This window comes from Shewanella sp. BF02_Schw, from assembly GCF_014596695.2.
Taxonomy (GTDB): domain Bacteria; phylum Pseudomonadota; class Gammaproteobacteria; order Enterobacterales; family Shewanellaceae; genus Shewanella.
Genome location: NZ_JABKAW020000001.1, coordinates 213,190 through 236,140 on the forward strand (window position 1 = coordinate 213,190; position 22,951 = coordinate 236,140).

The window sequence follows — 22,951 nt, forward strand, 5'->3', positions numbered from 1 at the left end:
ATGCAGATGACCCATAAGACCTTCTCTCGTTTAGCTATTATTGCTGCTGGTGGCTTTTTTGGTTTTATTTTGTGGATTATTTACCTCGCCAATACTGGCAGTCAAAGTGTGTTTTTCGACGTAATAAAACATGTTCCCTATGGTGACAAGATTTGTCACATGTTGTTATTCGGGTTATTAACTTTTGTGGCCAATTTAGCGCTGCAGAGTCGTCATTTTTGTATCGGGCGTCTTCCGCTTTATTACGGCACTGTGTTAGTGTCGATATTCGTCCTGAGTGAAGAAATCAGCCAGGGTTTTATCCCATCAAGAACATTAGACATCATCGATTTAGTTGCCGATGCTGTAGGTATAATTTTATTCAGTTATTTAAGTGGGTTAACTCAGCGTTATATAGACAATCATCATGAGAGTACTCGTGTGAGTTAGCATCAATATTTTCAATCAATATTTGCCATCAATTGTAAGAGAGGTTTAATGTGAATTTTCCTTTAGTGACCACCGATTGGTTAGCGCAACACTTAGAAGACCCAGACCTTGTATTACTAGATGCCAGCATAGAGATTGTGCTGGGAAAAGAACCACTTGTTTATGATGAGCTTTACGTTATTCCTGGTGCATTATCGTGCCAAATAGATAAACTTTTTTTCAATCATCAATCTCCACAAACTCACGCTATGCCCACGGAAGATCAATTTACTGTTGCAACTAAATCATTAGGAATAAGCCATAATAGCACCGTAATTATTTACGATGACCAAGGTATTTATTCTGCACCGCGTGCGTGGTGGACCTTTAAAGCAATGGGATTTGATAAAGTATTTGTACTCGATGGTGGTTTACCACAGTGGCGCAGTGAAGGGCGAGACACAGTGCGTCAGTTTGCGACAGCAACTGACTCTGGTGATATTAAAGGCCGCTTGCAGCAATATAAGGTGTGTGACACTGAGTTTGTGTTAACCCATCTTGGTCATGCAAAAGTTGATATTATTGATGCGCGAGCAGCAGGACGGTTTAACGGTACGTCACCAGAACCTCGTGTTGGCATGCGCAGTGGTCATATACCCGGGTCACTCAACTTGCCTTTTGCACAAGTATTAAACGGTTTTAAAATGAAACCTATCCGTGAATTGCATACAATTTTTGCTAGCTTAGATACCAGTAATAATGCTCAACGGGTGTTTAGCTGTGGTTCAGGAATTACCGCCTGTATTTTGATTCTGGCTTCGTATGTAGCAGGGCATCATCAAGCGGCTTTATATGATGGTTCTTGGGCGGTATGGGGTGGCGATGCTGCGCTTCCTATTGAATAATAGGCTTAATTTTTTATGGCCTGTGGCCACTAACGCTTAAGATCGCAAGGTTCCACCCTGCACGGGCTATTAGATTATGGCCTACTGCCACTAACGTCGTGGCGCTTCACCCACACCAGACCAAGAGGAAACCAACGGCTGTTCCCTCTTGGATCTCCCAGCCGCCACATCAAAATCATCTGAAAAGCGATAATTTCGCGACGCGGTCAGATCCAGCTTTTAACTTTATTTTTAGTCAGCCTCGGCCTTATTCGAAAATGCTAACGCTTCAGATAGGCCATCCATGGCCACCGAAAGCTAGCCTGACGTCCTGTCAGGCTCACGCATTCTTTTATAAAGAGTCTTCAACGTCCTCAAGTTCAGAGTTAAATTTGGGCATGACTAATTCGTTTCGGACACAAAAGTGGCTTAAAACTTATCTTTTTATAAAAGTTTATGCGGACCCAATTAAATTCCCAGCTTTTAACTTCGTCTGAGTGTTCTTCGGCCAACTCTTTATGATAAATAATGAAAATGCTAACGCTTCACATAGGGAGTCTGATGTGATTGGATTCACAAATGTCGTGATGGCATGGTCAATGATGTTCCCTACATCATAATGACATTTCCAATATCCATATAGGTCAGATGTGCGAGAAAGGCCATGTTAGGCTCACGCATTCTTTTATAACACGCATTCTTTTATAAAGAGTCCTCAACGTCCTCAATCAAGCTGAAACCGGATGGTTAAAGTAGCAAAATAATCGTAAAGCTATATAGTCCAACTACCTGCAATGAGAAGTCTCTGGCGATAATGTTCAGTTAGAGTCTGATTAATCAATATCATCGAGGAATTGAAATTATTTACTTGTGAATAATGAGCTTGTTATGCTAATTTTTTGCGAACTCAACATCATGATGGAATATGAATGCGTTATCTACTAATAGCCATGCTGCTAACCTTAACAGGTTGCGCAAGTAAACAACCCTCTTTTAGTCTTGTTATCGACCCCTTATTGCCCTCTGTCATTAATTATAGTGGTGAAATTGATCCAGATAATGTTGCCGCTTTTGAACAAGGCATAGCAAATAGTCCAACTCAAATAACCTCATTGGTTATTAACAGTGGTGGGGGAGATGTACTTGCTGGCATACGATTAGGTGAGTTGGTATATCAGCACAAATTAAAGGTTACAGTTGATAAAGTCTGTGCATCATCGTGTGCTAATTATGTTGTAACGGCCAGTGATGAGGTGACTATAAAACAAGATGCCCTGTTAGGTTGGCATGGTGGGGTGTTACAACCACTATTATACGGCTCGGAAGACTTCCATAAGTACAACAAAAGTATGGTTGAATATATTATGGCGTGGGCAGAGGCCGAGCGCGTCTTTTTTGACATGGTTAAGGTTAATCAAGCTGTCACGGTATTGGGGATGATGCCAGGCTTAAAAGGTAAACGAAACACGCCATTATATAGTTATGACCAGCAAACGTTAAAGGCGTTAGGTTTACATATCACTTTTGAAGACAAGCAAGCAACGGTTTCTAAAACTGGCGAAGAAATTGTACAAATATTTAGCTTAAGCCCTGAAGTATTAGACACTTTACTGATGCAGCATGCACAAAGGTTACAGCAATTGTAATTAAGTTAGCTTGTCTTTTAAGCGATGGCCTACAGGCACTAATGTCGTGGCGCCTCGCCCACACTAGAGCAAAGGCCTCAACGTGTTCTCATGTTTACGTTCAGATTAACGTCAGCTATAACAAGTAAATAAATCAGGACTCAATCGAGTGTATTATTCTCATTGAATCAGCTAGACTTAAAAAATGTGATGGAACACTACAATGACAAGGGAATTTCAATGAAATATGTACAAATCAATCCAATTAATCAGTTCAAAACTGCTCTACAGCCCAGATCCAGCATCAAAAAAATCAAATTCCTATAGCATAAAGTGTACTAATTAATCTGGATTCGGCATAGGCCAAGTTCAACAAGCGATTTATGCAGTGCAAACAACGCTACGCAAAAATACTAAAACGTTAGGTATCATCAGTATGAGCAACGAAGATCGACTCAAAATATGGCGAGCGCTGTCTGATCTATTTCTTGACACTGAAATCGAAGATTATGTTTTTAAGAATATTGCTCGTACAGTTTCAGAATGCGGGTTGTCCTTATCTGAAGCAGAAGAAATCCTGTGGTACGAGGTTTATCCTGTGTTGGAGGGTAATCTTAGAAGTGTTGCGGGTGTATGGGAGGGCTGGTCGGATTCTTGGTTGGTTCAAAACCTACCGGCACCGGTTCGCCTAATTGCTATAGACGGCGACACCTCAATTATCAAAGAAATCAAGCGTTGCTGGCGGCAAGTAACCAAAGTCTACTGATTTAGAGGAAGATCAATGTATGATATAAAAATACGATGAAAAGGAATTTCAATGAAAGACTTACCCTCAACTCGATACCAATTGACTCAAAACTGTTCTGTAGCCCATAGCCAGCATCAAAAAAGAAAACTCCTATAACATGAAGCATGCCAATTAATTTGGACTAGGCACCGGCCAAGTCCAACAAGCGGTTTATGCCATGTAAACGGCGAAACGCACAAGCACTAAAACGTTATGCTACTAAAGGAATTATCGAGCATGGACATTCTCATAACCAAAATAAAAAGTGTTCCAACAGAAGTTTGGTGGAGAACTCTTTCATATATTTTGTCTGCCTTTTTTCTTGTCCCAAATATAACAATGATAATGTTTCTTATTTATATGGGAGAATATGACTTTTTCTCTTACGACTTCTTTACCGAAGGAGTATTTGGAATGAAATTGTTTTTCGTAACAACAGCTTTCTTTCTAGTTATTACATCTTTAGCTGTTTTTAGTCCTGTTTTATTGATAGTTGGTAAAATTAAACAAAAAAAAATAGACAAACAGTTCTATGTTATCAGTTTCTTTTTTACAATAATCACATGGCTTTTACTTATCGTTAAGGCTTTTTCTGGTGGTGATATTCCTAAGGTTTTATTTATTTTGGGTATGTGCGCAGTTATTATTGCGCACATTTCAGTGTTGATGTTTTTTAAAGCTAAAGCTCAATTTATTAGTTTGGGTGCTATTACTTTTTGTATAGTCTTTATGTCACTCAATTGGCCAACACAATCATCTAAAGTAATCTCAATTGGTTTGCAGGCTTTTGGGTCTGGTGGAGACTTACCAATCACGATCACAAATGCCCAATCTGGCATAATAACTAAAGGAAAATTAAAGCTAATATCACCTAAGTTCATATATTTTACTCCATCAATGGAAGAAGGTGTTGCTAGTTACTCATTATCAAATGTGGGCTATTATGTTGTGGGTAAAAAGTAGCATAGGAAGTGCTTTAAACGAAACTAAAACAGTTGGTTAGGTTTTTTTACTACACATTAAATTTAGTGGGGTCAGGGTAAACTTTTATAAAAAGTAAATTGAAACACTGGCTTTTCTAAAACGTTTATGTCCAAAAACGAGTTGTTCTTAGCTTTCAAATGCCCAAATTCAACTTTGAACTTGAAGCCGCTCAAGAAAATGGCGTGAGTCCAGACATGGATGTCTGGCTAGCTTTCGAGGGGAAGGGACGCCCCATTGGAAGCGTTAGCATTTTCGAATAAGGCCGAGGCATGCTACAAATGAAGTCCAAAGCTGGATCAATCCCCATGGCGACCTTTTCGCTGTTTGAAAATGTTGCGGGGCGGCTGGGAGTTCCAAGAGGGAATAGCCGTTAATTTCCTCTTGGTCTGGTGTGGGTGAAGCGCCACGACGTTAGTGGCCGCAGGCCATAAAGTACAAAAGTACAAAGCAAAAATAACACCTGGATTCCGGCTCAAAAGCATTGCCGGAATGACGCCATATTTGGCCTGTGCAGGGTGGAACCTTGCGATCTTAGAATTTAGTGTAATTTAGTGGGGTCAGGGTAAACTTTTATAAAAGTAAATTGAAACACTGGCTTTTCTAAAACGTTTATGTCCAAAAACGAGTTGTTCTTAGCTTTCAAATGCCCAAATTCAACTCTGAACTTGAGGCCGTTGAAGAAAATGGCGTGAGTCCAGACATGGATGTCTGGTTAGCTTTCGGTGGCCATGGATGGCCGATCGGAAGCGTTAGCATTTTCGAATAAGGCCGAAGACGGTTACAGATGAAGTTAAAAGCTGGATCAATCACCATGGCGACCTTTTCGCTGTTTGAAAATGTTGCGGGGCGGCTGGGAGTTCCAAGAGGGAACAGCCGTTGGTTTCCTCTTGGTCTGGTGTGGGCGAAGCGCCACGACGTTAGTGGCCGCAGGCCATAAAGTACAAAAGTACAAAAGTACAAAAGTACAAAGCAAAAATAATACCTGGATTCCGGCTCAAAAGCATTGCCGGAATGACGCCATATTTGGCCTGTGCAGGGTGGAACCTTGCGATCTTAAGCGTTAGTGGCCGTAGGCCATAAAAAGAACAAAGGTTGACCCTTTTGCCAACCCGCAGCAAATCCATCAACCTATAGCAAATCCTTCATCCTATGATAAAACATTCCTGCTGCAAGCAATGGCGATCGCAACATGGGTCCGCCTGGGAAGGTCATGTGTTTAATGTCATTAAACACATCAATACGTTGTGATTGCTGGCTAATGGCTTCAGCAATTAATCTTGCTGCCATATGCGTAGCATTTACCCCATGTCCGGCATAGGCTTGAGCAAAGTAGATGTTGGCTGCATCAGGTAAACGGCCTATTTGCGGCATGCGGTTGGCGCCGATACCCATCATGCCGCCCCATTCATAATCAATTTTGATACCTTTTAATTGTGGGAACACTTTTTCAAGATTAGGTCTTAACTCGGCTTCAATGTCTTTTGGGTCTTTACCTGAATAAGTGCATAAACCACCAAACAATAAACGGCGGTCTGCTGATAAGTGGAAGTAATCTAACGCCACGCGCATATCGGCAAATGCCATGTTTTGCGGGATGATACTGGCACATTGTTGCTCAGTTAATGGCTCTGTAGCTAATAAATAAGTACCAGTGGGTAGCACTTTTCCGCCAAGGAAAGGGCTTAATTTATTGCCGATATAACCATTACCGGCCATGACTAGATAGTCACAAGTCACTTCGCCTTCTGCAGTAATGACTTTGGGTTTAGGGCCTTTAATAATTTTTTCTGCGGCGCTGTATTCAAATAATTGTGCACCAAGTTCGCGGGCGACACGCGCTTCGCCTAGGGCTAAATTAAGTGGGTGTAAATGTCCGCTGCCCATATCGACCAAGGCGCCTTGATAAAAGTCTGAACCGATAACTTCACCAATTTGTGAACGATCAAGCAGCTTGGTTGTTTTTTGATAACCTTGGTCTTGCAGATCTTGGTATTCTGCCGCTAAATCATCCATGTGCCGTGGCTTTACGGCTAAATCACAATAACCCATGTGTAAGTCGCAATCGATTTTGTGCTCGGCAATACGCTCGGTGACAATATCAACGGCTTCAAAACCCATTTGTTGAATAGATTTTACACCTTCGTCACCAATTTCATTTCGAAATTGGCTAGCGTCATGACCGATCCCACGGATAAGTTCACCACCATTTCGGCCAGATGCGCCCCAACCAATCCGTTTGGCTTCGAGCAATGCGACACTGTAGCCGCGTTGTCTGAGTTCAATTGCAGTATTGATCCCGCTAAATCCACCGCCGACAATACACACATCGACAGTAATGTTTTCGGTTAGCTTGGGGTGCTGATAAAGCTCTTTGGCGGTCGCGACATAAAAGGAGTCTGGGTAGTGTTGGCTATGAATCGGGGATTTATGCGACATAAATTCTCCAAGCTATTGATTATAGTTGTAATAATAACTTTTAAATGAATAGTTAGATGCAATCTAAGCCATCTGCGGTGTGCATTTTATTTAACACTTATTTGGTGTAAAATACAATTGCTTTGATTTAAGTAAGATATCATGCTTAATGAATACAGATTTTTGGTAAAGTGTTAATAATCTGCAACACTTTAGCAGCAGGATATTGGTCAACATTTACTAGGAGAACGAATTTGGATATTGGTACAAGCCTAAAAGCTGTTCGTAAATTGAAAGGGTTATCTCAGCGTGAGTTAGCCAAGCGTGCAGGGGTTACCAACAGTACAATTTCAATGATTGAGAAAAACAGTGTTAGCCCTTCGGTGAGTTCACTTAAAAAGGTTTTAGCCGGGATCCCGATGTCATTAGTGGATTTTTTCTCTATTGATGATGGCTCTATCGGTGACCAAAAAGTGGTTTATCGGGGTAATGAGTTGCTGGATATAGGTACGGGTGAATTAGTCTATAAGCTTATTGGCCGTGATTACCCAAACCGTGCGATGTCGCTAATGAGTGAAACATATCCTGTCAATGCTGATACAGGCGCTGAAATGCTGCAACATAAGGGTGAGGAAGGTGGCATCATTATAGAAGGTAAGCTTGAGCTTACTGTTGGCGAAGAGGTTTTTATCCTCGAAAAAGGCGACAGTTACTATTTTAATAGTGAACAACCTCATCGATTTCGTAACCCATTTGATGAACCTTGCAAGCTAACTAGCGCCACAACACCAGCTGATTTTTAATGATTTATTATTCAACTTTTTCTGCTTATATCTACTACGTTTGTTCAAGGGAATAGCCCAAGATTATCAATTAATCTTGCTATTCCTACTTCTCAAAAAGCTAATTCCTAACTCACTTTTAGCCGTTGTCGTGTTACTTCCTAGCATGAGATTATTGGCTTGTGTAAAGAATATTAAGCAACAAATTCCCTTTTTTCGTGCATTGCCCTCCCCATTTTGGCGCATTTCTTTATGATATTTCATCAACGTTACTGGGAATATTTTTTTATGCATTACGGTTAATTTAAAGTTACTGTTATGTTTTTAAAGTGTTTTAATTTATTTTTGTTAAAAGTTGTTTTTATCATCAGTTATCCTCTTGCCTAGCTAAAAAAATCCGTGTAGTGTGTGAAAAAACGAACACGCAAAACATTAAGTTCGTCACATTCTTTGCTAAAGGTGAGATATGTCTCTGTCAGGTCTTCCCCTCATAGGGGTAGTAGCGTGCAACCAGCAAATTGGTTTTCATCCATTTAACATTGTGGGTGAGAAATACTTGTTAAGTGTAGTTAATGGCGCTAAAGGGTTCCCCTTAGTCATCCCATCACTGGGCGTAGATACGCCTATTGACGCTATTCTTGCTCGTCTCGACGGAATCCTTTTTACAGGTTCTCCATCGAATGTTGAACCTCATCATTACCAAGGTCCTGCTAGTGATGATGGAACCCATCATGATCCCAAGCGTGACGCATTAACCTTACCACTGATAAAAGCCGCTATTGATGCAGGGATCCCTGTATTAGGTATTTGTCGTGGTTTTCAAGAAATGAACGTTGTTTTTGGTGGCAGTTTGTATCAGAAGCTACATGAAGTTGGCACGTATATTGAACATCGTGAAGATAAGAAAGCCCCATTAGATGTGCAATATGGTATTTCGCATCCAGTTAATCTGGTTGCTGGCGGGCTTCTTCACGATGCATGGGGCTGTGACACCGCAGAGGTTAACTCTGTTCATACTCAAGGCGTTGAACGTCTTGGTGAGGGGTTACAGCCAGAAGCATTCGCTCCAGACGGTTTAGTGGAAGCATTTTCTGTTAAAAATGCTAAAAATTTTGCATTGGGAGTCCAATGGCATCCAGAATGGAAAGTAACCGAAAATGCATTCTATACTGCAATTTTCGAAGCATTCGGACAAGCCTGTAGACAACATGCGGCAACACAAGTGAGATAAAAATGGATAAGTTAATCGCTTTTTTAAAAGACAAAAAAATTACCGAAGTAGAATGTGTTATCAGTGATATGACTGGCATTGCACGAGGCAAAATTGCCCCAGTAGATAAGTTTGTATCCGAAAAAGGCATGCGTTTACCTGAGAGCGTGCTGTTGCAAACGGTCACCGGTGATTTCATTAACGAAGAAATTTATTATCAACTTCTCGATGATGCCGATATCGATTTTGTCTGTGTTCCAGACGAAAATGCAGTATTTATGTTGCCATGGACCGTTGAAGCCACGGCTCAGGTTATCCATGATTGTTATGATCGTATGGGTAATCCAATTGAATTGTCACCGCGTAACGTGTTGAAGAAAGTACTTAAGCTTTATGAAGATAAAGGTTGGGAACCGGTGATTGCTCCTGAAATGGAATTTTACCTCACCAAACGTTCTGATGATCATGATTTACCGCTTAAGCCACCTATTGGGCGCTCTGGCCGCCCAGAAGCAGGCCGTCAGTCTTTCTCTATCGATGCTGCTAACGAATACGATCCATTGTTTGAAGATATGTATGATTGGTGTGAAATCCAAGGGTTAGATATTGATACTTTGATTCATGAAGACGGTCCAGCACAAATGGAGATTAACTTCAGCCACGGTAATGCATTGTCATTAGCCGATCAGGTGTTCATTTTTAAGCGCACCTTAAAAGAAGCCGCATTAAAGCATGATGTGTGTGCCACCTTTATGGCTAAGCCTGTTACCGATGAACCTGGCAGCGCGATGCACATTCACCAGAGCGTACTGGACATTAAAACCGGTAAAAACATTTTCACTAAAGAAGATGGCACTCAAAGTAAATTATTCCTCAGCTATATTGCGGGTTTACAACAGTACATTCCTGAATTGTTACCGTTAATGGCGCCAAGTGCTAACTCGTTCCGCCGCTTCTTACCGGGCACTTCTGCTCCAGTAAACTTAGAATGGGGCGTGGAAAATCGTACTTGTGGTCTTCGTATTCCTGAATCATCGCCACAAAATCGTCGTATTGAAAACCGTATTCCGGGTGCTGATGCTAACTGTTATCTTGCGATTGCTGCCAGCTTATTATGTGGTTATATCGGTATGGTTGACGACTTAAAACCTTCTACACCTGTGACAGGAAAGTCGAACGAAAGCCGTACTAATAACGAAAACTGCTTACCTTTGACCTTAGAAGAAGCGTTAGTGGCGATGCAAAGCAGTGATGCTTGTATTGAGTATTTAGGCCAATCTTTTACCACTGGTTTTGTGGCGGTAAAACAAGCTGAACTTGAAAACTTTAGACGCGTTGTGAGTTCGTGGGAACGTGAGTTCTTATTACTAACAGTGTAATGATAGCTGAGCGTATTGGCTTACATTATTAATGTGTGTGGATAGCAGCAGATAGCAAATACCAACGGATTTGCTATCTGTTTGAAAGGATACAAGTATGACAAAACCATTATCGACAGATGCGATGATCCAACAGCAAAAGCTTGAACGTCTGCAAACAGCAGACAAACAGCATTTTATTCACCCATTTACCGATTCAAAGGGGTTAGCTGAAAAGGGCACTCGGGTGATCGAACGGGCTGATGGAGTATATCTGTGGGATGTAATGGGTCATAAACTGTTGGATGGCATGGCAGGCTTATGGTGTGTCAATGTGGGCTATGGTCGGCAGTCAATTGTGGATGCTGTCAGCAAACAAATGCAAAAGCTGCCCTTTTATAATAGTTTTTTCCAATGCTCTCATCCTCCAGCGATTGAATTAGCGCAAAAAATTGCTTCTCTTGCCCCTGCGCACATGAACAATGTGTTTTTTACCGGGTCGGGTTCTGAGTCAAATGACACCAACTTACGTATGGTGCGACGTTACTGGGATTTAAAAGGCAAACCAAGCAAGAAAACCATTATCAGTCGAGTTAATGCTTACCATGGTTCTACTGTCGCGGGTGCCAGTTTAGGTGGTATGTCGGGCATGCATGAACAAGGCGATTTACCTATTCCTGGCGTGGTGCATATTGCGCAACCTTATTGGTATGCCGAAGGTAAAGATTTATCCCCAGAAGAATTTGGTTTGAAAACTGCGCAAGCACTTGAAGCCAAAATTATTGAGCTAGGCGAAGACAATGTTGCCGCTTTTATTGCCGAACCTTTTCAAGGCGCAGGTGGGGTGATTATTCCTCCATCAACGTATTGGCCTGAAATAAACCGCATTTTAGCCAAATACGATATTTTATTTATTCTTGATGAAGTGATCAGCGGTTTTGGCCGTACCGGAAAGTGGTTTGCCGCTGAGTATTTTGATTTGCAGCCAGACCTTATCACGATCGCCAAAGGCATGACGTCCGGTTATGTGCCAATGGGCGGGGTGATTGTGTCAGACAAAGTGGCCGAGGTTATTAAGCAAGACTGCGGCGAATTTACCCACGGTTTTACTTATTCTGGTCATCCGGTTGCCGCAGCAGCTGCATTAGAAAATATTCGTATTATTGAACAAGAAAAATTAGTTGAACGTGTGGCTAACGATACCTCGCCGTATTTACAGTCGTGCTTACAACAATTGGCCGAACATCCATTAGTGGGTGAGGTGCGTGGTGTTGGGTTAGTTGCAGCTATAGAGTTAGTCAAAGATAAATCGTTACGACAACGATTTGATGCCAACGTCGGCGTTGGAACATATTGCCGCGATGCGTGTATCACCCATGGTTTGGTGATGCGCTCCGTTGGCGACACCATGATTATTTCACCGCCATTAACCATTAGTCATAGTGAGATTGACGAGTTAGTCGCGAAAGCGACGCAAGCGTTAAATGATACTTATCAACACGTAAAAACCATGGAGTGATGTCCCGTTACTGAATGATTATTGCAATATAGTGATTTTTTAACCAATTGCATTTACACGATCTAGTAATCGAAAGTGTTTTTGATAGAATCGCGCTGAAGGAAACAAGTAATGTCGCGTTAACCATACCGATGCATAGTTAAGTTGTAGCATTGGATAATTTCTTTCATTAGAAAGAAGATTTTACACGCTGGTAAGACCTAGCGAAAAAAACAAATGTCAGTACCATTCTGACCATTATCCAACAGGGAGAAAGTATGAAGCTATTAAACAAACTATCCACATTGGCCTTAATTACTGCGGGTGTGTTTTCAAGCACTGCTATTCAGGCTCAGGAAGTGGTTAAAATGTACAACTGGTCGGATTATATTGCCGAAGATACCTTAGCCAATTTTGAGAAAGAAACCGGTATTCATGTTATTTATGACGTGTTTGACAGTAATGAAGTACTTGAAGCGAAATTACTTTCTGGCCACAGCGGTTATGACATTGTTGTTCCGTCTAATCACTTTTTAGCTAAGCAAATTAAAGCGGGTGCATTTCAAAAGCTTGATCGCGCTAAGTTGACTAATTATGCCAACTTAAAGCCTGATTTAATGAAACAACTACAAAAAGCTGATCCGGCCAATGAGCACGCAATTCCGTATTTATGGGGCACTAACGGTATTGGATATAATATCGAAAAAGTGAAAGCGGTATTAGGTGAAGATGCGCCATTTGATTCTTTAGAGCTTATCTTTAACCCTAAGTATGCTGAAAAAATTGGCTCATGTGGTTTCTCGATGCTTGATTCTGCCGACGACATGTTACCTCAAGCCCTGATTTACTTAGGCTTAGATCCAAACAGTAAAAATGCTGCTGATTATGAAAAAGCCGCCGCAGTGTTGGAAAAAGTACGTCCTTACGTCACTTACTTCCACTCATCGCGCTACATTTCAGACTTAGCTAACGGCGATATCTGTGTCGCGTTTGGTTTCTCTGGTGATGTATTCCAGGCTGCTGCACGTGCTGATGAAGCCGGTAACGGTAATAAGATTGGCTATTCTATTCCAAAAGAAGGCGCCAACTTATGGTTTGATATGTTAGCCATCCCACAAGATGCCACTAACGTAGATAACGCCCATAAACTGATTAACTATTTACTTCGCCCTGAAGTGATTGCACCTATCAGTAACTATGTTGCTTACGCTAACCCTAACTCTCCAGCACAAGCCTTAGTTGACGAAGCGATTCGTAATGACCCAGCCATTTACCCACCACAGTCGGTAATTGATAAGTTGTACATTGGCGATATTCGTCCATTAAAAATTCAACGTGTAGTAACGCGTGCATGGACCAAAGTGAAGTCAGGTCAATAACCTAACCTCACTAGCACTCAGGGCGAGCCCTCTCGCCCTGTTTTTATAGCAGTATTGATGTATTTATTGGCTAATTTTGCCACTTTAACAGATTGTTACGTGTGCCCAGAAACAGGCTGTTCTGTTGCGGTACGCATACTCCAAAAGGCGGAGCAGTATTATGGTAAACACCTCGAGCGTCACTAATAAACCAACCACAAAGACGCAAGATAAAGTGCTGCTCAAAATTGAGCGTGTCAGCAAACTTTTCGATGATGTGCGTGCAGTAGACGACGTCTCGTTAACCATTAACCGTGGCGAAATATTTGCGCTTTTGGGTGGTTCAGGTTCTGGTAAATCAACCTTGTTACGCATGCTCGCGGGTTTTGAAAAGCCAACTGAAGGGCGTATTTTTCTTGATGGTGTCGACATTACTGATATGCCACCGTACGAACGCCCTATTAATATGATGTTCCAATCGTATGCTTTATTTCCGCACATGACGGTTGAACAAAATATTGCTTTTGGATTGAAGCAAGACAAGATGCCTAAGGCTGATATTGCTGTGCGGGTTAAAGAAATGCTTAAACTGGTGCACATGGACAAATACGGTAAACGTAAACCGCATCAGTTATCGGGTGGCCAACGTCAGCGTGTCGCCTTAGCTCGTTCATTAGCTAAGCGACCTAAATTATTATTACTTGATGAGCCAATGGGCGCATTAGATAAAAAACTGCGTACTCAAATGCAGTTAGAAGTGGTCGATATTTTAGAAGCGGTAGGTGTGACCTGCGTGATGGTAACCCATGACCAAGAAGAAGCCATGACCATGGCCGGACGTATTTCGATTATGCATGAAGGTTGGATTGCCCAAACCGGCAGCCCAATGGACATTTACGAGTCGCCAGCTAGCCGTATGGTTGCTGAGTTTATTGGTACGGTTAACTTATTCGAAGGTGAAATCATTAAAGATGAAGTTGACCACGCAATTATTAAATCGCCAACTTTATCGCAACAGTTTTACATTGGTCACGGTATTTCAACCAGTCTAGAAAACAAAAATGTATTTTTAGCCCTACGACCAGAAAAAACCATTATTAGCCGTCAGAAGCCCGAAAGTGAATATAACTGGGCTCACGGCGTAGTGCATGACATCGCCTATCTAGGTGGTTTGTCGGTGTATTACATTAAGTTGAAAAACAACCAAATCGTTCAATGCTCAATGATTAACCGTGAACGCCGCGCCGATCACCCAACGTGGGAAGATGAGGTTTACATCAGTTGGGAAGACACCAGCGGGGTTGTATTAAACTCATGAAGAATCCATTGAAAATATTCAAAGGCCGACATCTCACCATGGGGATTCCATACCTATGGTTGTTACTGTTTTTCGCCTTACCGTTCGCCATAGTATTAAAGCTGAGCTTTTCTACTGCTGCGATTGCCATTCCACCGTACGAGCCAACGTTTAATTATGTTGATGAGGCGCTAAATATATTCGTTAATCTGGGTAACTATTTATTGTTGCTGCAAGATTCAATGTATTACATGGCGTACTTAACCTCATTAAAAATGGCTTTTGTTGCCACACTTGGCTGTTTGGTGCTTGGTTTTCCGATGGCTTATGCCATTGCCCGCGCCCCAGTAAGAATGCAGGCGGTATTGCTGCTACTGGTGATGTTGCCGTCGTGGACCTCCTTTTTGATTCGGGTATACGCATGGATGGGTATTTTAAGTAACAACGGTTTAATCAATAACGCCTTGACTTGGTTAGGTATTATTTCTGAACCAATACAAATGCTGAATACTAATTTTGCAGTATACATTGGTATTATTTATGCCTACTTACCGTTTATGATTCTGCCGCTATACGCCACCCTTGTTAAATTAGATTTAAGCTTACTAGAAGCAGCTTCAGATTTAGGGTCTAGCAGTATCAATACTTTCTGGAAAATTACTCTGCCATTATCAATGGGCGGTGTAATCGCTGGCTCGATGTTGGTATTTATCCCTGCCGTGGGTGAGTTTGTTATTCCTGAGCTGCTGGGTGGTCCTGACTCATTAATGATTGGTAAGGTGTTGTGGCAAGAGTTCTTTAATAACCGCGACTGGCCGGTAGCGTCATCATTAGCGATTGTTATGCTAGCGTTATTGATTGTCCCAATTACTTTGTTCCACCGTTATCAGTCACGCAACATGGAGAGCGACGTATGAAGAAGTTAAGTTTCTCTAAAGTGATGTTGTGGGTGGGGTTAATCTTTTTATATGCGCCAATGCTTATTTTGGTCATCTATTCATTTAACGACTCAAAACTGGTTACCGTGTGGGGAGGATTTTCGCCTAAATGGTATGGCGAGCTATTTGAGGACCAGCAAATATTAAATGCAGTCTGGACCAGTTTACGCATTGCCTTTTATAGCTCCACCATGGCAGTGATTATTGGAACGATGGCAGCGTTTGTGATGACCCGTTTTAGACGCTCATGGGCTAAGTTAACCTTGTCTAACATGATCACCGCACCTTTGGTTATGCCTGAAGTTATCACTGGTTTGTCGTTGCTACTGTTATTTGTACAAATGTCAGAAACCTTTGGCTGGCCCACTGAGCGCGGCATGTTTACGGTATGGATTGCCCACTCTACTTTCTGTGCTGCTTATGTTGCGGTAGTGGTATCGTCAAGACTGCGTGAACTGGATTTGTCGATAGAAGAAGCGGCGATGGACTTAGGTGCAACGCGATTAAAAACCTTCTTTTTAATCACCATACCAATGATAGCGCCATCACTTATTGCCGGTTGGTTGTTATCATTTAGCTTGTCGTTAGATGACTTAGTGATTGCCAGCTTTACCTCTGGTCCTGGTTCTACAACCTTGCCTATGGTGGTGTTTTCGTCAGTACGCTTAGGGGTTTCACCTAAGATTAACGCGCTGGCGACGATTATTATTTTAGCGGTTTCTTTAGTGGCTTTCTTATCTTGGTATTTTGCACGCCGAGCAGAGAAAAAAGCTAAAATTGCGATGGAATAACAATACTCAATAAACACAATGTAAAAGCCACGCTGATGTCAGTGTGGCTTTTTATTTTCGATAATCTATTTGCTATATTCTACTGACACAGGTGTTTAATATATTCAACAAAGTGTCAAAAATTACGCGATTAATGCTAGTTTTTAAATTTGCATAAGTGTAGGATGAGTGAGTTGAATTACGTTTTGAACCTATAAAGGAAGTGCTATGTCCGCCACACCTCATGCTAGTTCATATTATGCTGCATCGGCTAATGATAAAGTCGAACGTCCTCGCTTAGAATCTACAATTGAAACAGATGTTTGTGTTATTGGCGCGGGCTATACTGGTTTGTCTTCTGCGTTACATTTATTAGAAAGCGGCATGAAAGTTGTGGTGCTTGAAGCGGCAAGAATTGGCTGGGGAGCATCAGGTCGAAACGGCGGTCAAATTGTCAATTCTTTTAGTCGTGACATTGATTCTATCGAAGGCGTTGTCGGCAAAGAACAAGCTAAACTATTTGGTCAAATGGCGTTCGAAGGTGGTCAGATTATTCGTGACCGTATTGCCAAATACAACATTGATTGCGACTTAAAAGAGGGTGGTGTTTTTGCCGCCATGAACGCCAAGCAAATGGGCCATTTACAGAGTCAAAAATCATTATGGGAAGCTCATGGTCATAATAATCAATTAGAGTTACTCGACCAGGATGGCATTCGCAAAGTGGTTAATACCGATTTATATGTCGGTGGTTTACTCGATAAAAGCGGTGGCCATATTCATCCTCTAAACCTTGCATTAGGTGAAGCCCGTGCGGTGGAATCACTTGGTGGATTGATTTTTGAAGATTCAGCTGTCATTAAAGTGGACGATGGCGCATCACCGGTTGTGCACACAGCACAAGGCCAGGTTAAATGTAAATTTGTAGTGGTAGCTGGTAATGCTTATTTAGGTAAATTATTGCCAGAGCTACAAGCTAAATCCATGCCTTGTGGTACTCAAGTGATTACCACTGAACCATTGTCAGATGAAATGGCTGCGAGTTTACTACCGCAAGACTATTGCGTTGAAGACTGTAACTACCTATTAGATTATTACCGTCTTACTGGCGATAAACGCCTTATTTTTGGTGGTGGCGTGGTTTATGGTGCACGCGATCCGGCCAACGTTGAAGCCTTGATTATGCCTAAACTATTAAAGACCTTTCCGCAGTTAAAAGGGGTTAAAGTTGACTATGCTTGGACGGGTAACTTTTTAATGACGTTATCGCGCCTGCCACAAGTGGGCCGTATTGGCGATAATATTTATTACTCACAAGGCTGTAGTGGTCATGGGGTTACCTATACTCATTTAGCCGGTAAGTTAATTGCCGAAATGCTTAATGGCCAAGCCACACGTTTTGATGCTTTTGCCGCATTGCCGCATTATCCATTCCCTGGCGGGCATGCACTTCGAGTGCCGTTTAGTGCCTTAGGTGCGTGGTATTACACGTTACGTGACAAGTTTGGCATATAACCATCAGTTGATTATCAGCTGTCTGTTAACGATTGATTAATCAATGATTAACTGAGTTTTATTAGAATTTAGTAGGAGCGCATTGTGATTTTAAATGATCCAAGCTTATTGCATGAACAATGTTATATCGATGGCCTATGGTTGGGTGCTAACAGCGGCGAAACGGTTGCTATAGCTAACCCTGCTACCCAAGAAATCATCGGTAATGTGCCTGTTATGGGCAAAGCAGAAACCGAAGCAGCCATTACAGCAGCCAATAATGCCTTACCTGCATGGCGCGCGCTGACTGCAAAAGAGCGTAGCCAGAAGTTACGCCGTTGGTTTGAGTTAATGCATGAAAATGCTGAAGACCTAGCGTTGATGATGACGACCGAGCAAGGTAAACCGCTGGCAGAATCAAGAGGTGAAGTAACCTATGCTGCCTCGTTTATCGAATGGTTTGCCGAAGAAGCTAAGCGTATCTATGGCGATACCATTCCTGGTCATCAAGCAGATAAAAGACTGACGGTGATTAAACAGCCTGTTGGCGTGACTGCGGCGATTACCCCGTGGAATTTCCCTGCTGCGATGATCACCCGTAAAGCCGGGCCTGCACTAGCAGCCGGTTGTACTATGGTGGTTAAGCCTGCGCCGCAAACTCCATTTACCGCATTAGCATTAGCTGAGCTTGCACATCGTGCGGGCATTCCTGCTGGTGTGTTTAGTGTTATCACTGGTGATGCGATTGCGATAGGTAATGCCTTATGTGAAAGCCCTATTGTGCGTAAATTATCTTTTACTGGTTCAACTGCGGTAGGAATTAAGTTAATGGAGCAATGTGCTCCAACACTTAAAAAACTGTCATTGGAGCTAGGTGGTAACGCACCGTTTATCGTTTTTAATGATGCCGATATTGATGCCGCAGTTGATGGCGCAATGATTGCTAAATACCGTAATGCCGGTCAAACCTGTGTGTGTGCCAACCGTATTTATGTCCAAGCAGGGGTGTATGAGCAATTCACCCAAAAATTTGCTGCAGCAGTGGCTAAATTAAGCGTCGGTAATGGTGTGGATACTGGGGTGAATATCGGCCCGTTAATCAATGCTGATGCAGTGACTAAAGTACAGCGTCATTTAGCCGATGCGGTTGCTAAAGGCGCAAGTATCGTCACTGGCGGTAAAACACATAGCTTAGGTGGCTTTTTCTTTGAACCTACTATTTTACGTGACGTTGATAAATCGATGTTAGTTGCCAAAGAAGAGACTTTTGGCCCATTAGCACCGCTATTCAAATTCGACTCAGTAGATGATGTGATTAAACAAGCTAATGACACTGAATTTGGCCTAGCCGCTTACTTTTATGGCCGTGATATTTCGCTGGTTTACAAAGTAGCAGAAGCACTTGAATACGGTATGGTGGGCGTTAACACCGGATTAATCTCGACCGAAGTCGCGCCATTTGGTGGCGTTAAATCGTCTGGATTAGGCCGCGAAGGCTCAAAATTTGGTATCGAAGAATACCTTGAAATGAAATATATCTGCATGTCAGTTTAAGAGAGCGGGCTATGACTAAAACAAATGATGGATTGATGGCTCGTCGCCAAGCGGCAGTGGCTCAAGGTGTAGGGCAAATTCACCCAATTTTTACTGAACGTGCTGAAAACGCCACAGTATGGGATGTTGAAGGTCGTGAATATATCGACTTTGCCGGTGGTATTGCGGTACTCAATACTGGTCATTTACACCCTAAAGTTAAAGCGGCAGTGGCAGCGCAGTTAGATGCATTTTCTCACACATGTTTTATGGTGTTGGGTTACGAAAGTTACATTGCGGTATGTGAAAAACTTAACCATTTGGTACCGGGTGATTTTGCTAAAAAAACCGCCTTATTTACCAGTGGTTCTGAGGCGGTAGAAAACGCAGTAAAAGTAGCTCGTGCTTATACAAAACGAGCAGGCGTTATTGCATTTACCTCTGGCTATCATGGTCGAACCATCGCTGCGTTAGCATTAACTGGCAAAGTAGCACCGTACAGTAAAGGCATGGGCTTAATGTCTGCCAACGTGTTCCGAGCTGAATTTCCGTGTGAAATGCATGGCGTGTCTGAAGATGATGCTATGGCATCAATTGAACGTATTTTTAAGAATGATGCTGAGCCTGCCGATATTGCCGCAATTATTTTAGAGCCGGTACAAGGTGAGGGTGGCTTTTACGCGGTTACGCCATCATTTATGAAGCGCTTACGTGAATTGTGCGACAACCATGGCATTGTGTTAATTGCCGATGAAGTACAAACCGGCGCAGGTCGTACTGGTACTTTCTTTGCGATGGAGCAAATGGGCGTAGCCGCAGACATTACTACCTTTGCCAAGTCTATAGCCGGTGGTTTCCCACTGTCGGGTATTACCGGTAAAGCAGAAGTCATGGATGCTGTTACCGCTGGTGGCTTAGGTGGTACTTATGGTGGTAGCCCGATTGCCTGCGCTGCTGCGTTAGCGGTTATTGAAGTGTTTGAAGAAGAACAATTATTGGCCCGAGCTAATGAAGTTGGTCATCGGCTTAAGTCGGCACTCACTGATATGCAAGCTAAGTATCCGCAAATTGCTGATGTGCGTGGATTGGGTGCAATGATCGCCATTGAGTTAATGGAAGATGGGCAACCTGCTCCACAGTACAGTGGTAAGATTTTAGCTGAAGCACGTAACCGTGGGCTGATTTTATTGTCTTGTGGTACTTACGGCAACGTTATCCGAGTGCTGGTACCATTAACTGCGCCAGATGCACAAATTGATACTGGTCTTGCGATTATGGACTCTACATTTCAGACCGTGTTTAAATAGCGGCTTTTTGTCAAAATAATCAATAGAATCCCGTTTTTACGGGATTTTTTATATCTCATACTTACTTAATTTTTAAAGCTGACTACACTTTATTGTATCTGAAAATTAATACTAAAGCGGGAGCTCAATTGAATGAAGGCATTATCCATTAAGTCAAAGTTGTTATGGATCACCTCGGCGTTATTTATTGCCACAGTAATTACACTCTCTTTAAGTTTATGGCTAGGGTTAAAAGATAAGAATACCAGTCTGGCCGCAGAGGTTGAGGTTGCGTTACAACAAGAGATTAATGACAAACTCTCAGCAAGAGCGGGTGAGTATGGTGAGCGTATTGCTGGATTTATCAATGAAGCTTATCGGGTTCCCTTTTCGTTTGCAGGCTTACTGGAACAAACCTCAAAAAAAGATCCTTTAAGTCGTGAGCGGGTGGAGTTATCGCTTGCGGCAATATTGCAGAAAAATAACATCATATCATCGATGTATGCGCAATTTGAACCTAATGGCTATGATGGTCTCGATGACAGTTATCTTCAAGGTGAAAGCCACAGTGTACCGAATGCGGGCACATTAGAAATTTACTACACCCGCAATGATGACGGCACAGTAGAGCAGAATCAAGTTGATGAAGCGGCTGAAAAATACGTTACCACGTTAAATGAGTTTGGCGTTCGCGAGGCTGAGTGGTACTTGTGTGCCAAAGACAGTAAAAAGCCGTGCTTAATGGAACCATATTTGTACGAAATCACTCCAGGCAATACTGCACTCATGACCTCGTTAACCGTGCCCGTTATAGTGGATAACCAATTTAAAGGTCTCGTTGGCGTGGACATCAACTTGCCGATATTTCAAACCATGATTATGCAATTATCTAAAAGTTTGTATGGTGGACAAGCTAAGGTGACCTTGGTGAGCCAGAAAGGGTTTGTGGTGGCTGCTAGCCATTATAAAAAATTTGCACGACCTTTTAGTGAATCTGTCGGGCCAGAATTAGCTAAAAAGCTGTTGGCATTAAATAGTTCATCGGGGTTTGTAAATGAACCAACCACCATTGCCGTGGCATATCCTATTAACATCCCTATTGCTAATGCAACTTGGTCATTGATTATTGAAGTGCCGAAAACCCAAGCGTTTATGGCGGTAGATCATATGAATACTGCCATGAATGACATGGCGATGTCTCTGGGCAGCTTGCTATTAACCATCGGTATTATTGTCACGGTTATTGCGGTGCTTATTATCAGTTTGGTTATTCGCAGCATTATTGCGCCGCTTAATATGATCCAAGCTCGCGTCGAAAACCTTGCCAGCGCCGAAGGCGACTTAACTCAAGCGATAGAAGTCGATGCCCATGCGGAGTTAATTGCATTAGGCAGTGGTATTAATGCCTTTATTGCTAAATTGCGCCATCTCATTTCCGAGCTCAAAATTCTTGCCGACCGTTCGCAACAAGAAAGCATAAAATCGGCAGACATTGCTAAGCACACACGCGAAAGTGTTAATCGCCAATATGGTGAAATTGAAAGTGTGGTAACAGCGGTTAATCAAATGAGCGCCACCGCGCTTGAAGTGGCTAAAGCCTCTGAGCAAACCGCAATGGAAACCGAATCTATGACGGTTAATGTGAAAGACGGTCAGTCGCGGTTAACTCAAGCAATGGTATTTGTTGAGGGAGTCTCGAGTGATTCAGCACAAGCTCAGCAAGCGGTAGGTATGGTGTCGCAAAGCAGCGCCAATATTAGCCGTATTTTAGAGGTGATCAGTTCCATTGCAGAGCAGACTAACCTATTAGCGTTAAATGCGGCTATTGAGGCTGCCAGAGCGGGGGAACAAGGCCGAGGCTTTGCTGTTGTTGCTGATGAAGTCAGAACCCTTGCGTCTCGAACTCAAACGTCGACTAATGAAATTAGTACCTTGATTGAGTCGTTACAAAAAGAAGTTAAAAATGCCTCGAGCATTATTGATAAAGGTGCCCAAGGCGCACAAAAAGCGGTTGAGCAAACTCAGCTAGCATTACAATCGCTGAATGCCATCGTTGAACAAATTAACCAAGTGTCAGGTCAAGTGACCCACATCGCTACCGCAGCTGAAGAGCAGAGTGCGGTAACCGAAGAGGTCAATCGTAACATTACTGGCATTTCAGACTCGGCTGCTGAGTTATCACAGCTGGCTGACAGTGCTCAGCAGAGCAGTGACAGCCTAGCTGATTTAGTTCAGCAGCAGCATCAGCAATTGGGACGATTACGAACTTAACCCTGCTTTAACCTAGCGCGAACAGTATGAAAGGTGGCTTACAAGCCACCTTT

General features: G+C 42.5%; 19 protein-coding genes. 18 read left to right on the forward strand and 1 reads right to left on the reverse strand.

Going from position 1 to position 22,951, the window contains the following annotated elements; all coding sequences use genetic code 11:
• Positions 1-6: 6 nt before the first annotated feature.
• From HNW13_RS01125 to HNW13_RS23605, 6 genes are all read left to right on the forward strand, one after another.
• Complete coding sequence (locus HNW13_RS01125; RefSeq protein WP_101088799.1) at positions 7-429, forward strand: VanZ family protein; 423 nt, start codon at positions 7-9, stop codon at positions 427-429.
• Between the two features lie 50 nt (positions 430-479).
• Positions 480-1,313 (forward strand): sulfurtransferase, encoded by an 834-nt coding sequence (locus HNW13_RS01130; RefSeq protein WP_192114369.1) that lies wholly within the window; start codon positions 480-482, stop codon positions 1,311-1,313.
• 908 nt (positions 1,314-2,221) lie between these two features.
• Positions 2,222-2,938: a hypothetical protein gene (locus HNW13_RS01135; protein ID WP_182744194.1), complete on the forward strand. Its 717-nt coding sequence runs from the start codon at positions 2,222-2,224 to the stop codon at positions 2,936-2,938.
• Positions 2,939-3,353: 415 nt separating this feature from the next.
• Positions 3,354-3,683 carry a hypothetical protein gene (locus HNW13_RS01140; RefSeq protein WP_182744195.1) on the forward strand — a complete coding sequence of 110 codons (330 nt, stop codon included), beginning with the start codon at positions 3,354-3,356 and terminating at the stop codon, positions 3,681-3,683.
• Between the two features lie 258 nt (positions 3,684-3,941).
• Positions 3,942-4,667, forward strand: a complete 726-nt coding sequence (locus tag HNW13_RS01145) for a hypothetical protein (protein WP_182744196.1) — start codon at positions 3,942-3,944, stop codon at positions 4,665-4,667.
• A 664-nt stretch (positions 4,668-5,331) separates the two neighbouring features.
• A complete protein-coding gene (locus tag HNW13_RS23605) occupies positions 5,332-5,454 on the forward strand; it encodes a hypothetical protein (protein WP_279575192.1) in 123 nt (40 codons plus the stop codon).
• Between the two features lie 362 nt (positions 5,455-5,816).
• On the opposite strand, the gene HNW13_RS01150 is transcribed toward HNW13_RS23605, so the two are convergent.
• Complete coding sequence (locus HNW13_RS01150) at positions 5,817-7,124, reverse strand: FAD-binding oxidoreductase (protein WP_192114370.1); 1,308 nt, start codon at positions 7,122-7,124, stop codon at positions 5,817-5,819.
• Positions 7,125-7,357: 233 nt separating this feature from the next.
• Here HNW13_RS01150 and HNW13_RS01155 point away from each other — a divergent pair, with 233 nt between their 5' ends.
• The 12 genes from HNW13_RS01155 to HNW13_RS01210 all read left to right on the forward strand — a co-directional run bounded on the left by HNW13_RS01155 (position 7,358) and on the right by HNW13_RS01210 (position 22,898).
• Positions 7,358-7,906: a cupin domain-containing protein gene (locus tag HNW13_RS01155; RefSeq protein ID WP_101088804.1), complete on the forward strand. Its 549-nt coding sequence runs from the start codon at positions 7,358-7,360 to the stop codon at positions 7,904-7,906.
• Between the two features lie 445 nt (positions 7,907-8,351).
• Positions 8,352-9,116 carry a gamma-glutamyl-gamma-aminobutyrate hydrolase family protein gene (locus HNW13_RS01160; RefSeq protein WP_192114371.1) on the forward strand — a complete coding sequence of 255 codons (765 nt, stop codon included), beginning with the start codon at positions 8,352-8,354 and terminating at the stop codon, positions 9,114-9,116.
• 2 nt (positions 9,117-9,118) lie between these two features.
• A complete protein-coding gene (locus HNW13_RS01165) occupies positions 9,119-10,474 on the forward strand; it encodes a glutamine synthetase family protein (RefSeq protein ID WP_101088806.1) in 1,356 nt (451 codons plus the stop codon).
• A gap of 97 nt (positions 10,475-10,571) precedes the next feature.
• Positions 10,572-11,972 (forward strand): aspartate aminotransferase family protein, encoded by a 1,401-nt coding sequence (locus tag HNW13_RS01170; RefSeq protein ID WP_208062785.1) that lies wholly within the window; start codon positions 10,572-10,574, stop codon positions 11,970-11,972.
• Between the two features lie 257 nt (positions 11,973-12,229).
• Positions 12,230-13,330: a polyamine ABC transporter substrate-binding protein gene (locus HNW13_RS01175; protein WP_192114372.1), complete on the forward strand. Its 1,101-nt coding sequence runs from the start codon at positions 12,230-12,232 to the stop codon at positions 13,328-13,330.
• Between the two features lie 160 nt (positions 13,331-13,490).
• Entirely contained in the window at positions 13,491-14,627 is a 1,137-nt protein-coding gene (gene potA, locus HNW13_RS01180; protein ID WP_101088808.1) for a polyamine ABC transporter ATP-binding protein, read from the forward strand.
• Positions 14,624-15,523: an ABC transporter permease subunit gene (locus tag HNW13_RS01185; RefSeq protein WP_101088809.1), complete on the forward strand. Its 900-nt coding sequence runs from the start codon at positions 14,624-14,626 to the stop codon at positions 15,521-15,523. The genes potA and HNW13_RS01185 overlap by 4 nt, the downstream gene beginning before the upstream one ends.
• A complete protein-coding gene (locus tag HNW13_RS01190; RefSeq protein WP_101088810.1) occupies positions 15,520-16,335 on the forward strand; it encodes an ABC transporter permease subunit in 816 nt (271 codons plus the stop codon). The genes HNW13_RS01185 and HNW13_RS01190 overlap by 4 nt, the downstream gene beginning before the upstream one ends.
• Before the next feature lie 207 nt (positions 16,336-16,542).
• Positions 16,543-17,829: an FAD-binding oxidoreductase gene (locus HNW13_RS01195; RefSeq protein ID WP_192114373.1), complete on the forward strand. Its 1,287-nt coding sequence runs from the start codon at positions 16,543-16,545 to the stop codon at positions 17,827-17,829.
• Positions 17,830-17,913: 84 nt separating this feature from the next.
• Positions 17,914-19,362, forward strand: coding sequence for an NADP-dependent succinate-semialdehyde dehydrogenase (gene gabD, locus HNW13_RS01200; RefSeq protein ID WP_192114374.1), 1,449 nt, complete (start codon positions 17,914-17,916; stop codon positions 19,360-19,362).
• A gap of 11 nt (positions 19,363-19,373) precedes the next feature.
• Positions 19,374-20,648 (forward strand): 4-aminobutyrate--2-oxoglutarate transaminase, encoded by a 1,275-nt coding sequence (gabT, locus tag HNW13_RS01205; protein ID WP_192114375.1) that lies wholly within the window; start codon positions 19,374-19,376, stop codon positions 20,646-20,648.
• 132 nt (positions 20,649-20,780) lie between these two features.
• Positions 20,781-22,898, forward strand: coding sequence for a methyl-accepting chemotaxis protein (locus HNW13_RS01210; RefSeq protein WP_192114376.1), 2,118 nt, complete (start codon positions 20,781-20,783; stop codon positions 22,896-22,898).
• The last annotated feature ends 53 nt before the right edge of the window (positions 22,899-22,951 follow it).